The organism is Arthrobacter sp. BF1 (assembly GCF_056680215.1).
The window spans coordinates 3830386-3842896 of the sequence record NZ_CM155271.1; the positions used below are offsets into that span (position 1 = coordinate 3830386).

The 12511-nt window shown below is 68.5% G+C and carries 11 protein-coding genes; 1 reads left to right on the forward strand and 10 read right to left on the reverse strand.

The features are described from left to right. Positions 1 to 4: 4 nt before the first annotated feature. Positions 5 to 1954 (reverse strand): DEAD/DEAH box helicase, encoded by a 1950-nt coding sequence (locus AC1MCD_RS18055; protein WP_498673917.1) that lies wholly within the window; start codon positions 1952 to 1954, stop codon positions 5 to 7. Positions 1955 to 2356: 402 nt separating this feature from the next. Between AC1MCD_RS18055 and AC1MCD_RS18060 the strand changes: the two genes are divergently transcribed. Beyond that, positions 2357 to 3079: a class I SAM-dependent methyltransferase gene (locus AC1MCD_RS18060; RefSeq protein ID WP_498673919.1), complete on the forward strand. Its 723-nt coding sequence runs from the start codon at positions 2357 to 2359 to the stop codon at positions 3077 to 3079. Here AC1MCD_RS18060 and AC1MCD_RS18065 read toward each other — a convergent pair whose 3' ends face one another. The 9 genes from AC1MCD_RS18065 to AC1MCD_RS18105 form a co-directional block, all read right to left on the reverse strand. Further along, positions 3080 to 4480: an MFS transporter gene (locus AC1MCD_RS18065; protein WP_498673921.1), complete on the reverse strand. Its 1401-nt coding sequence runs from the start codon at positions 4478 to 4480 to the stop codon at positions 3080 to 3082. 3 nt (positions 4481 to 4483) lie between these two features. Beyond that, positions 4484 to 5389 carry an alpha/beta hydrolase gene (locus AC1MCD_RS18070; RefSeq protein WP_498673923.1) on the reverse strand — a complete coding sequence of 302 codons (906 nt, stop codon included), beginning with the start codon at positions 5387 to 5389 and terminating at the stop codon, positions 4484 to 4486. Further along, the gene (locus tag AC1MCD_RS18075; protein WP_498673925.1) at positions 5386 to 6051 is read right to left on the reverse strand and encodes a TetR/AcrR family transcriptional regulator; all 666 of its coding nucleotides are present in this window, start codon (positions 6049 to 6051) and stop codon (positions 5386 to 5388) included. The genes AC1MCD_RS18070 and AC1MCD_RS18075 overlap by 4 nt, the downstream gene beginning before the upstream one ends. Continuing rightward, entirely contained in the window at positions 6048 to 7676 is a 1629-nt protein-coding gene (locus AC1MCD_RS18080) for a class I adenylate-forming enzyme family protein (protein ID WP_498673927.1), read from the reverse strand. Before AC1MCD_RS18080 ends, AC1MCD_RS18075 begins: the two co-directional genes overlap by 4 nt. After that, positions 7673 to 8743 carry a branched-chain amino acid ABC transporter permease gene (locus tag AC1MCD_RS18085; RefSeq protein ID WP_498678408.1) on the reverse strand — a complete coding sequence of 357 codons (1071 nt, stop codon included), beginning with the start codon at positions 8741 to 8743 and terminating at the stop codon, positions 7673 to 7675. Before AC1MCD_RS18085 ends, AC1MCD_RS18080 begins: the two co-directional genes overlap by 4 nt. A 125-nt stretch (positions 8744 to 8868) precedes the next feature. Then, on the reverse strand, positions 8869 to 9744 hold the full coding sequence (locus AC1MCD_RS18090; protein ID WP_164204423.1) for a branched-chain amino acid ABC transporter permease: 876 nt from the start codon (positions 9742 to 9744) through the stop codon (positions 8869 to 8871). Beyond that, positions 9741 to 10517: an ABC transporter ATP-binding protein gene (locus tag AC1MCD_RS18095; RefSeq protein ID WP_498673928.1), complete on the reverse strand. Its 777-nt coding sequence runs from the start codon at positions 10515 to 10517 to the stop codon at positions 9741 to 9743. The genes AC1MCD_RS18090 and AC1MCD_RS18095 overlap by 4 nt, the downstream gene beginning before the upstream one ends. Beyond that, a complete protein-coding gene (locus AC1MCD_RS18100; protein WP_498673930.1) occupies positions 10514 to 11278 on the reverse strand; it encodes an ABC transporter ATP-binding protein in 765 nt (254 codons plus the stop codon). The genes AC1MCD_RS18095 and AC1MCD_RS18100 overlap by 4 nt, the downstream gene beginning before the upstream one ends. 12 nt (positions 11279 to 11290) lie before the next feature. Beyond that, the gene (locus AC1MCD_RS18105; protein WP_498673932.1) at positions 11291 to 12490 is read right to left on the reverse strand and encodes a substrate-binding domain-containing protein; all 1200 of its coding nucleotides are present in this window, start codon (positions 12488 to 12490) and stop codon (positions 11291 to 11293) included. Positions 12491 to 12511 lie beyond the last annotated feature (21 nt).

Here is a 12511-nt window from a genome sequence, read left to right on the forward strand (position 1 = left end):
TTCGTTAGCGGCTGCGTCGTTCGTTCGACGCCGGAGCCGACGCGCGGCGGGGGCCGCTGCGTGCCGGACGGCCTTCACCGGAACGGCCGCTGCCGCCGCCGTTGCCTGCGTAGGATCCACCCGACGTACCGCCGGTGTTGGAGGACCAAACAGCCTTGTTGCCGCCGGCTGCGCCTGCACCTGCAGAGCGCTGGCCGCCGCCGGTCCGGGCACCTGTACCTGCGCCTGCACCGGCAGTGCGTGCGCCGGCTGCGCGCTGGCCGGTTGCCGGACGGCCGTTACGCTGGCCGCCGGACGACGCCGGGCGACCGGAGGAAGCCGGACGACCGGTCCCGCCGCGGGGAGCATCGCTGCGGGTGATTCGGGAATCTGTGCGTCCATCTGCGCTGCGTCCGTCCGAACCGCGGCCGGCCGCTGCACGGCCACCTGCTGCGGGGACGTCGTTGCGATGCGTTGAACCAGTGGCGCCACGGGCGTTGCGGCGTGCAGCTGCGGCCGCAATGGCGCGGTCCTCGTTCTGCTCAGCTACGCGATCGAATGCTGCGCGTGCCTCGGTGCGGCCTTCGTACGCCACGGCGCGGCGCTCTGCACGAGGCAGGTCGGTGCGGGGAGCCTCAGCCGAGACACGTCCGCGGCCGCCACGTCCACCACGGCCACCGGCGGTGGGGCCGTCCTGGCTGCGGCGGGCGCGCTTGCGCTCGGCGTTGGCGCCCGTGGAGGTGCCGCCGCCCTGCTGCTTGGCCTTGGTGGCCAGCAGTGCCGCACGGGTGCGGGGATCAATCTTGTCGGCCATTTCGCCCACGAGTTCAGCAACCAGCGGCGAGTTGGCGGTGACGCGCTCGAAGTTGACCTCAACGCCGGCAGCCTTCATCAGCTTCTTGACGTCGGACTGCTGCTCCGGGAGGGTCAGCGTGACAACGGTGCCGTCCGACCCTGCGCGGGCCGTACGGCCTGAGCGGTGCAGGTATGCCTTGTGCTCTGTGGGCGGATCCACGTGGATCACCAGTTCGACGTCGTCCACGTGGACGCCGCGGGCAGCGACGTCGGTGGCCACCAGGACGCGGACATCACCGGAGGAGAACTCGGCGAGGTTGCGGTCACGGGCGTTCTGCGAGAGGTTGCCGTGCAGGTCGACGGCGGGAATCCCGGCGTCGGTCAGGGTCTTGGCGAGCTTGCGGGCGTGGTGCTTGGTCCGCATGAAAAGTACGCGGCGGCCGGCACCCGAGGCGAGCTCGACGATCAGCTGCTTCTTGACGGTCTGGTCGTTGACCACCAGCACGTGGTGTTCCATGGTGGTCACCGCGGCCTGCGGATCATCCACAGAGTGGGTCAGCGGGTTGGACAGGTAGCGCTGGACGATCTTGTCCACGCCATTGTCCAGGGTGGCGGAGAACAGCAGGCGCTGGCCCTGGCTGGGGGTCATGTCCATGAGCTTCTTGACCACGGGCAGGAAGCCGAGATCGGCCATGTGGTCGGCCTCGTCCAGGACGGTGACCTCCACGGCTTCGAGGGTCAGGATGCGCTGGCGGATCAGGTCCTCCAGGCGGCCCGGGCAGGCGATGACGATGTCGACGCCGGCGCGCAGGGCCTTTTCCTGGCGGGCCTGGGAGATGCCGCCGTAGACCACGGTGGTGTTCAGGCCCATGGCCTTGGCCATCGGCTCGATGGTGGCGTTGAGCTGGGTGGCCAGCTCGCGGGTCGGTGCGAGGACCAGGCCCATGGGGCGGCCGGGCTTCCGGAAGTGCTTGGCTTCCCGCTCAGCGAGTCGTGCTACAAGCGGGATGGCGAAAGCGATGGTCTTGCCGGAGCCGGTGCGGCCGCGGCCCAGGACGTCGCGTCCGGCCAGGGTGTCCGGGAGGGTCTTCACCTGGATGGGGAACGGCTCAAGAATTCCTTGTGCGGTGAGGGTCTCGGCAAGTTCTTTGGGCGTGCCGAGGGCAGCAAAAGTAGTCATAGATTCAGGGTCTTTCAGGCGGTATCCGTGCGGATATCGGCCCCCGATGCCGGTTGGCTCAAGGGTTTCGCCGAAGAAAAGTCAGGTGATCAACCGGGCTGCTGCCCAATTCAGGGCGGCGGCTGGGACCAAATGGAACGCGTTCATCGACGCAGGATGTGCCTCTCACATGAAAAAACCCGCTTCCCAAAAATAGGGACCAGCGGGCATCACTGCACATCAAGTCCCCTAAGCATACCATCCCGCCGCGGCGGGCCCTGCTTCGTGCCCCGCCACCCCATGTAGGTAGCGCTAACTGTCGTTTTCAGCGTCCAAAACGACACATAGCGCTACCTAGTTGGGGTGACGACGAGCCGGACCGGGACCGTTGCCTTCGAAGCCGGGCCGGGGCAGGCTTGAGGCATGACGCAACAGGGCGAGGGCCACCACCACGGAACGCACGACGGCGGCACCCGCCGCGAGGGCGAGCGGCAGCAAAGTGCGGCTGAAGCCTGGGACGAGAAATACGGCAGCAAGCCGCAGATCTGGAGCGGCAAACCGAACCCCCAGCTGGTCCGCGAGGGGGCCGGGCTGCGTCCGGGCAAAGCACTGGACCTGGGTTGCGGCGAGGGTGCCGACGCCATCTGGCTCGCGCAACAGGGCTGGACCGTCACCGCCGTCGATATTTCCGGCGTCGCGCTGGAACGCGCCGCCCGGCACGAAAAGGATGCCTTGGACCGCGAAAGTGTGCACGCGGGACCGGACGCCATCGCCAGCCGCATCCACTGGGAACAGTGCAACCTGGACGAGTGGGAGCCCGCAGAGACTTACGATCTGGTGTCGTCCCAGTTCCTGCACGGACCCCAACTGGTTTGGCAGGCCCCGCTGCGGACGGCGGCTGCCGCGGTCAAGCCGGGGGGAACCCTGCTGATCGTGGGCCACCACCCCCACCGCCTGCCACCGTGGGGAAACCATACCGCCCCGGAAATGTTCTATACCCCGGCCCAGCTCGTGCAGGAACTGGGCATCGAGGCGCCCGGCTGGCAGGTGGAGGTCAACACCACGCGGGAGCGGGTCACCAAGGGGCCGGACGGCGAGGAAGCCGTCATCGCCGATACCGTGCTCCGGGCCACCCGGCTGGCGTGATTACTGAGGCGGCCGCGCCTTCCCGACTGCCGCAACCCGCGGCGCCACCGCAACCGCGGCGACGGCCACCACCGCCGCAAGGGCGAAGACCCCCGCGAACGATTCCGCCGTCGTCGTAAATGCCGCAAAAACGATGCCCGTGGTGGCTAGCGCGAGTGCGCCGCCCAGCGAATCCGCGATGGACATCGCCGAACTGTTGAAGCCCTCGTTCTCCTTCGTGGACAGGGCTAGCGTCATCACGCTGAGCCTGGGATAGAGCAGACCCATGCCGCCGCCGGCGAAGGTCCAGCCGGCGATCGCGACCGCGGCAGGCCAGTGGAGGGCAGCGGTCGCCAGCGTGAGCACGATGGCCGCCAGCACCAGCGCCGAGCCGATGCGGACAGCAGCGCGGTGCTGCAGCCGTGTGCCGAGCCGGCCCTGGATCGCGGCGGCACCGGCCCACGCCACGGCACCCGCTGTGAGAGCCAGTCCGGCGAACGTCGGCGCAAACGCGTACTGGTCGATCAGCAGGTACGGCAGGTACACCTCCGCGCCGAAAAACGCCGCGGCGGCCAGTCCACGCGTCAGGATCACACTCGGCAGGCCACGGCGCGCGAGCAGTGTTCCCCGCGGCACGAGCGGCCGCACGGCAACCAAGGCTATGACGACGGCGGCCGCGGCCAGGAGCGCCGGCGCTGCGGGGACGGCCGCAATCCTGACGTCCGCGGAGAGGTTCAGGCCCAGCACGGCGAGCGCGGCGAGCGCCGCCCAGGCGATCCGGCCCACCGCCCATGGCGGCAGCGTTGCCTGCTCCGGCTGACGGCCCATGCCGCGGAGCACCGGGACAATCATCACCAGCGCGGGCACCACCAGCCCCACCACGCCGAGGAACACCCAGTGCCAGCTCAGGACCTCCGCCACGATGCCGGCCGCGAACGGTCCCACCAGTGAGGGAATGACCCACGCGGCGGAGAAGGCGGCGAAGATCCCCGGGTGCAGGGCTGCAGGGTAGACGCGGGCCACCACCACGTAGAGGGCAACGGTCAGCGCCCCGCCGCCAAGCCCCTGCACCAGGCGGCCCGCGACCAGCACGGGCATGGACACAGCCGTGCCCGCGATGATCAGGCCAAGCACGAACAGGGCCACGGAGGCGTAGAGCGGCAGGGTTGGGCCGCGGCGGTCCGACCAGTTGCCGGCCGCCACCATCCCGATCACGCCCGTAGCCATGGGCCCGGCGAAAGCCAGCGCATACAGGCCGGCACCGTTCAGCTCGCGGCTGACCACGGGCATGATGGTGGTCACCGCCAGCGATTCGAACGCCGCCAGGAACACCAGGGAACACGCACCGATGGTCACCCACAGGTACGGCCGCTGCAGGATCCCGGCGGTGGTCCCTGTTGAGGGGAGGGTGGATTCTCGCACGTTTCAGCGTACCGCCAGGGCCTCCTGCACGCTCTCCGACACTGCCCTGGCACCGGCCTTGCCCATGACGATCGTGTAATGGTTGACGTCCGGCACCTCCCGGACGCGGAGGGACGGCAGTTTCTCCGCCCACTCCTCAAGATAGCCGGGTGAATACAGCGCGGCCGGTTCGTTGAGCAGGCCGCGCGGCGCCCGAAGCACCTGGGTATCAACGGCCAGTTCATCCAGCGCCTTCAGCAGCGAGGCGCCCCGGTGCAGCTCGGCGGTGTCCTCCGCCATGGCCTGGTAGCGGGTGGCCGGCTTCAATTCCGGCTCCACCCCCGTCAAGTCGTAGTCCACGTACTCGTCCACAAGCGGGCTCCAGTCGGCACTGAAGGCCGGGTGCTGCCGCCAGAAGGACCGGTAGACCTCGCGGCTGGGGAACGTGGAGTTCAGGCGTTCCGCGGCCGGGCCCAGCACCGCAGCCACCACCTCCTCGTCCGAAATACCGGCCGGCACCTGCAAAGGCAGCCCGCCGTCCACCAGCACCAGGGAACGCACCCGCTCAGGGAACAGGTTCGCAAGGACGAGTGCGGCAAAGGCACCCATGGAATGCCCGACGACGGTCACCGGCCCGGTGGTGAGTGCAGCCAGCACGGCAGCAAGATCGTTGGCGTGCGTCGGCATGCCGTAGGGCCCCGGCAGCGTGTTGCTGCGGCCGCGTCCCCGCAGGTCGGGCGCGATGATCCGGACGGCGGGCAGGGCCTCAGCCAGGTACGGCCACGCCTTGTGGGACGCCGTCACGCCGTGGACGGCGAGGATGGTGGGCGCCTCGGGATCGTCCGGACCCCACAGGGCGGTGTGCAGGGTGCCGCCGCGGACCTCGACGTCGGTGGTCCGGTAGCCGATGCTGCTGGCTGCTCGCGTCATGGGGCTTTCCCTTCCTGGGGCGGGGTGGTGGTTGGGGTAACGCCGGGGCCCGGTGCGAGGGCCCGTTCAATGAACTGCATCATTTCCTCGAACACGTCGTCCGGCACGTCGGGGCGGGCACCCGGGACGGGGTCGGCGCCCTCCTCGTCCCAGAGCACCCAGCGCATGCCGATCAGCTCACCGATTCCCATCAGCGCCCAGGCCGCAACGGTGGGATCCATGTCCCGCACCTCGCCGCTGAGCTGGGCGGCTTTCAGCCCCGCAATGTAGCCGTCCACAATCCGGGTGTAATGCAGCCGCAGGGCGCCGGGGGAAACGAATTCGGCCTGGCGGATGATCCGGTAGAGCGCCGGGTGCTGCGCCGTGAACCGGAAGAACGCCCGGAAACCAGCGCGTTCGGCGTCCAGCCGGGTGCCGGCGCTTCGGGCGGCGTCGGTCATGGCGTGCCGGACCCGCCGGTTGAGGTCCTCCACCACTTCGTCGAAAATGGCCTGCTTGCCGTCGAAGTACAGGTAAAAAGTACCGAGTCCGACGCCGGCCGCTTCAGTTATTTTGACGATGGAGGCTTCGTGGTAGCCCACCGAGGCAAACACCGTTTCGGCCGCTTCGAGCAGTTTGGCCCGCGTGCGGGTGCCGCGTGCTGTGCGTGGCTGGGCGCTCATGGCCGGCCGCCTTCCGCGTGGGTCGGCTGGAGGTGGCTCGGCTGGACGGGCTTCCTGCCGGCGAGTTCCTGCCGCAGCCTGGCGCGGAGCACCTTGTTCAATGCCGTGCGCGGCAGGGCCCCGACCATCGAAATGGTGGTGGGGACCTTGAAGCCGGACAGTTGGGCAGCGCAGTGCTCCAGCAGTTCGTGTTCATCGGTGGCCATGCCTGCGCGCACCACCACAAAGGCCACGCCCCTTTCGCCCCAGCGCTCGTCCGGAACACCCACCACGGCGGCCTGGGCCACTGCGGGGTGGGACAGCAGCACCGCCTCAACCTCCGCAGGGGCGACGTTTTCACCGCCGGAGATGTAGATGTCCTTCAGCCGGTCCACCACCCGGATGTACCCGTCCGCGTCGCGTTCCACCAGGTCACCGGTGTGCAGCCAGCCGCCGGCCAGGACGGCAGCCGTGGCTGAGGGATCGCGAAAGTAGCCCGCGAAAACCCCGGGGCCGCTCACCAAGAGTTCGCCCGTGGCGGCGCCGTCGTAAACCTCACCGGTGACCGGATCGGCAACCGCAACGGCCACGTGCGGGTACGCCTTGCCGGAGTAGCCCACCATGCGTTCGGCGTCCTCGTTGGCCAGGCACAGCACGTTGGGCGAGGCCTCCGTGAGCCCGTACCCCTGGCTCAGTGCCACACCGCGGCGGTGCCAGATCCGCAGCAGCGGCGCCGGCATGGGCGCGCCGCCCACCACCGCATGGCGCAGGCTGCCGAGATCCCTCTGCGCGAAGTCCGGGTGCTCGGCCAGCATCAAATACTGGGTGGGGACGCCCATCAGCATGGTGACGCGGCGCTCGGCGATCAGCTGCAGGACCCGGCCCGGTTCAAAACCCCGTTCCAGCACCACCGTGGCACCGGCCCACCAGGCCAGCAGCGGCTGGATGTTCCACCCGCCCACATGGAACTGGGGCAGCACTGCCAGCACAACATCGGTACTGGCCATGTCCAAAGTCCGGGAGAGCGAGAGGTTGGTCCAGAAACAGTTCGCGTGGGTCAGGACGGCGGCCTTGCTGGCCCCTTCCGTACCGGAGGTGAAGATCATCAGGAGGGCGTCGTCGTCGTGCACTGCGCTCCCCGTACCGTTCGGCGGTGCGGGGAACGCGCCCGCAGAGAGCATCCGCGACGGAGCAGGCACGGACTTTTCGACGCCGCCGGGTCCGGGCGCCGCGGTCCGCGGCGGTTGGGGCAACAGGGAGCACGCCGCGGCAGCCAGGGCGTCGAGGTCATTTTCGACCAGCAGCAGCTGCGCATCCGCCAGCCCCAGCTGCGCCGAGAGTTCGCGGGGCGAGAGCCGCCACGACAGGGGCACCAGCACCAGCCCGGCCTTCGCGCAGGCGAAGAAAACCACCACGTGGTCCGAGCTGTTGCCCGTCAGAGTGGCGATCCTGTCACCGGTGACATAACCGGCAGCCTGCAGCGCCGCGGCGAGGTTGGCCGCCCGCCGTTCCAGCTCGGCATAGCTCAGGGTGAGCCCGCGGTCGTCGATGGCAATCCGGTGCGGGGTGGCGAGGCTGCGGTCCGTGGTCCAGCGCCCGAGGGTGTGCAGTCCGTCGGCGTGGCCCGGCCCGGTTGTGGTGGTCATGCGGCCTCTTCCAGGATCTCGCGGGACTTCTGTACGCGGTCCGCGCCGCGTCGGCTGCGGCGTTGGGCCAGCCGCTGGGCGGTGCCCGTCAGGCCGCCCGGCAGGAAGAGCACCACCAGGATGAACAGGGTGCCGAGGATAAAGAGTGGTTCTGACAACGGTACGCGCAGGACGTCGGGCAGCGCATCGATGGCGTCCGAGTTCGCCAATGCGGTGAGTCGCTGGTCCAGGATGGTGTAGAAGACCCCGCCGATCACTGCGCCCCACCGGGAGCCCACGCCGCCCAGCACCACCATGACCAGCAGGGTGATGGTGAGGTCGGCGGAGACGGCCCGGGGCACGGCGCCGCTCTGCAGCAGCAGGAAAACCATGCCGATGATGCTGACCAGGACGGCGGAGACCACAAAGATCAGCAGCTTGACCAGGTAGGGCTGCAGCCCGAGCACGCGGACCCGGAGCTCGTTCTCGCGGACGGCTGCAGCCACGTGGCCGGCGCGGGAGGACTGCACCCACGTGACGATGATGAAGACAGCCACGAGCACGGCCAGGGCCAGCCAGTAAAGGTTGCGGGTGTTGACCACGCCCACCAGGAAGTCGGGCAGGTTGTCCGTGCGCAGCGTGAGGCCTTCGTCGCCGCCGGTGGCACCTTCCGGGTTGCGGCCCACCACTACGGAGCCGGCCTGGGCGAAGGCCAGGGTGACCATGGCGAACGGGATGCCGCTGACCCGCAGGCTGATGCTGCCCACCACGTGCGCCAGCACAATGACCACCAGCAGGGTCAGGCCCATGGCCGGTAGCAGCGGGATGTCCAGGTTCTGCAGGATGATCGCCAGCCCGTAGACCCCGGCGCCGAAGTAGAGGGCATGGCCGAAGGACAGCAGCCCTGCCACCCCGAGCAGCAGGTGGTACGTCAGGGCGGCGGCGGCCATCAGCATGCACATGGCCAGCAGCTGCAGGGACCCCGGCGTATACGTGGGGCCGGGCAGCACGCCGGGAAGGGACAGGTTGAGCAGCGGGAGAAGGATCAGGAGCACGACGCCGGCAATTCCGACGGCGGCGCCCACCATTCTGCCGCGGGTCAGCCGCAGCGGTGAGCGGCCGCCGTCGTCCGCTTCACGACGGCGGGGCGACCCCGCGGGATCCGGGGTCCTGTCCGGCGTTTCGTGCATTTCTGTGGCGTCGGTTTCGGTGGTCATGAGGTTCTCCCGAGCAGGCCGGAGGGACGGAACAGCAGCACAAGCGCCAAGGCCAGCACCACAACGAAGTCGCCGGTGCCGCCGAGGTAGAAGTTGGCGAACTGCTGCAGGACCGCCACGGCGACAGCAGCGATGGCCGCGCCGGTCAATGATCCGAGTCCGCCAATAACGGTGACGATGAAGGCGAAGATGAGCAGTGAGCCGCCCAGCAGCGGGGAGACGTAGCCGAAGTAGTGCGAGGCCAGGACCCCGCCCAGGCCCGCCGCGGCGCCGCCGATGGTGAAGACGAGGGTGAAGGCTTTGCGCACATCGATGCCAAGGGCGGTCACCATGGAGCGGTTCTCGACACCGGCCCGGATGATCATGCCGTAGCGGGTGTTCTTCAGGAAGAAGACCAGGGCGAGCAGCACCAGGACGGCGGCGATGATGCAGATGAACCGGTCATTGGGGATGCGGGCGCCCAGGATTTCGGTGGTTTCCTTGAACCAGGCAGGGCCCTGGATGAACACCGGGTCGGTGCCCCAGATGCCGTCGAAGAGGGCCACCGCGGCGAGCGAGAGGCCCACCGTGATCAGGACCTGCTCGATGTGACGCTGATACAGCCGGCGGATCAGGACGAACTCGGTGAATGCGGCAAACACGGCTCCGGCCACGGCACCCACCAGCAGGGACAGCAGGAACGTCCACCAGTTGTCGGCGCCGGTCCGGCGCGCGATTTCCCAGCCGGTGAAGGCGCCGAGGGTGAGGAACGCGCCGTGCGCAAAGTTCAGCACGCCCATCAGCCCGTAGATCAGGGACAGGCCGGCGGCCACCAGGAAGTAGAGGGCTCCGAGGCCCAGGCCGGTGAACAGCAGGAGGACAACGGTACTCACAGGGCCGCGCCTTTCTCGGTCGGGGCAGACGCGGGGTGGGAGGCCTTTGCATGGGGTGCACTCTCGGTGGAGACCCCCAGCAGCCGCTGGGTCAGCCCGTCGTCGTTCAGGAACTCCAGGGCGTTGCCGGTGTGGACCACCTTTCCGCCGGAGAGGACCACGGCGCCTTCCGCGAGTTGGCGGACCACCTGCAGGTTCTGCTCCACCAAAAGAATGGGAACGGTTTTGGCGGCTTCGGCGAGTGTTTCAGCCACTTCGGCAACGATTTTCGGCGCGAGGCCCTTGGTGGGTTCGTCGACGAGGAGGATCTTGTTGGTGTTCAGCAGCGCGCGGGCCAGCGAAACCATCTGCTGCTGGCCGCCGGAGAGGGTGCCCGCCATCTGGCCGGAGCGGGCCAGCAGGTCCGGGAAGAGTTCCTCGACGAGCTGCCGCCGAGGCGCGGCATCGCGTTCAGCCAGGCGGAGGTTCTCGGCGACGGTGAGTTTGGAGAACACTTCGCGGTCCTCCGGTACATAACCCACGCCGCTGCGGATGATCTTGTAGGTTGGCTCTTTCTCTACCCGGACACCGTCGAGTTCCACCAGGCCGCTGCGCTCGATCAGGCCGATGATCGCTTTGATGGTGCTGGTCTTGCCCACGCCGTTGCGGCCCAGCAGGGCCGTGATGCCGGTTGCCGGCACGGTGAAGGACACGTTCTCCACCACCTGCTGGCCGGCGATGTGGGCGTTGAGTCCCTCGATCCTGAGAATGGGGCGGTCCGCTGCGGGGGTCATACGGGTTCTCCAAGGTAGGCGCTCTGCACGGTGGGATCGGCCATCACGGCGTCAGGGCTGTCCAGGGCCAGCAGGCTGCCGTGGTGCATCACAGCCACCCGGTCCACCAGGCCCAGGACCACGTCCATGTGGTGCTCCACCATCATCACGGTGCAGCCGCGGTCGCGGTGCATGCCGCGGATGATCGCGGTGAGGGACGGTACGTCCCCCGACGCGACGCCCGCCATCGGCTCGTCAAGGAGGACGACGGCGGGATCGGTCGCCAGGAGCACGGCGATCTCCACCTTGCGCTTCTCGCCGTGCGAAAGGTCCCCCGCCGCCGTCGTGAGCTGGCCGGTAAGCCCTACTTCACTGATGGTGCCGCGGGCAATCCGGGTGGCTTCGTCCGTTGCGGACGGGAAGCGCAGGAGGTTGAAGCTGCCGCCGATCTTCGCCTGCGCGGCGAGGCGGACATTCTCCAAAACGCTGAGCCGGGGAAACAGATTGGAAGTCTGGAAGGTCCGCCCCAGCCCTGCCTTCGCCCTGCGGTGGATGGGCGCTGCCGTGATCTCCCTGCCGTTCAGGGTGACGCTGCCTTCGGTAGGCCGCATCACCCCGGAAATCAGGTTGAACAGGGTGGTCTTGCCGGCCCCGTTGGGGCCGATGACGCCGATCATTTCGCCGGCGCCGACAGCGAAGCTCACATCCTGGAGGATGCGGGCGCCGCCGATCTGCAGACCGAGGCCGTCCACCGCGAGGGCAGGCAGGGCTGGGGTATCCATTCGTCGGCCCTTCTACTTCTTCTTCTCCGGCGGTGCCACCTGGTCGCCCGCGACCACCTTGACGAGCTCGGGTGCCCAGGCGCCGGCCTTCTGCACGAGCTTGACCTGGTACATGTCCTGGACCAGCGCGTGGTCCGAGGCGCGGACGGTCTCCTTGCCCTTGGGGCCGTCGAAGCTGAAGCCCTCCAGTGCCTTGACCATCGCGTCGGCGTCGGAGCCGCCTTCCTTGATGGCCTGGACGATCATCTGGCCGGCCACGAAGCCGTCCGGAGTGAACAGGTCAGCCTTCTGGCCGGCCTTCTCGACGGCGGCGATCATCTTCTTCTCCACCTCGGTACCGGAAGCGCCCGGGAAGTAGTGGTTCAGGAAGCTGATCTTGCCGGTGGCTTCCCCGTAGGCGCCGAAGGTGGACGCGTCGCCGAGGCCGGTGACCACCGGGGCTGCGTCGAAGGCGCCCTGCTGGCTGAGCGTCTGCCACATGGTGCCGGAGGTTGCGCCCGCCCAGGCCACAAAGACCATGTCCGGCTTGGCGTCAACGAGCTGGCGGGCGAACGGGGTCAGTTCCTGTCCGTCCGGGACGAGGACCGATTCCACGGTGGCGCCCTTGGCCCCGAGGACGGCCTTGACGGCGGCAACGTTGCCCTGGCCGAACGCGTTGTCCTGCGCGAAGACCACTACCTTCTTGCCCTTGGTGTCGATGAAGGAGCCGGCGGTGGCCACGTCCTGCAGGCTCTGGCGGCCGGAGCGGAAGGTGTACTTGTTGATGCCCTGGATGGCGTCAGTGGCCGCGGGACCGGAGATGTAGAGGACTTTGTTCTGGGCTGCCTGCTCGGCGAGCTTCAGCGCGATGCCGGAGACCACGGTGCCGCCGATGATCTTGTAGCCCTTGCCGATCAGGTCCTTGGCTGCCGTGACCGCCTTGTCCGGATCGCCGCCGTCGTCCGCGTAGGTCAGGTTGATCTTGGCGCCATTGACCTCGCCGGTCCCGCCCGTAGCGTGATCGATGCCGGCCTGCAGGCCCTCGTAGTAGGTGGCACCGTAGGCGGCGAGCGGCCCGGTCTTGGAGTAGATGATGCCAACGTCCACCGGCTCGGCGGACTTCGTGCTGCCGGACTCAGCCGGGGTGGCGGCTCCGGGGGTGGGCGCGCAGGCGCTGAGGGCAAGCCCCGTGGCCATCACGGCGGCGAGCAGGAACCTCTTTGTATCCTTCACGGGATGCCTTTCGTACTGAAA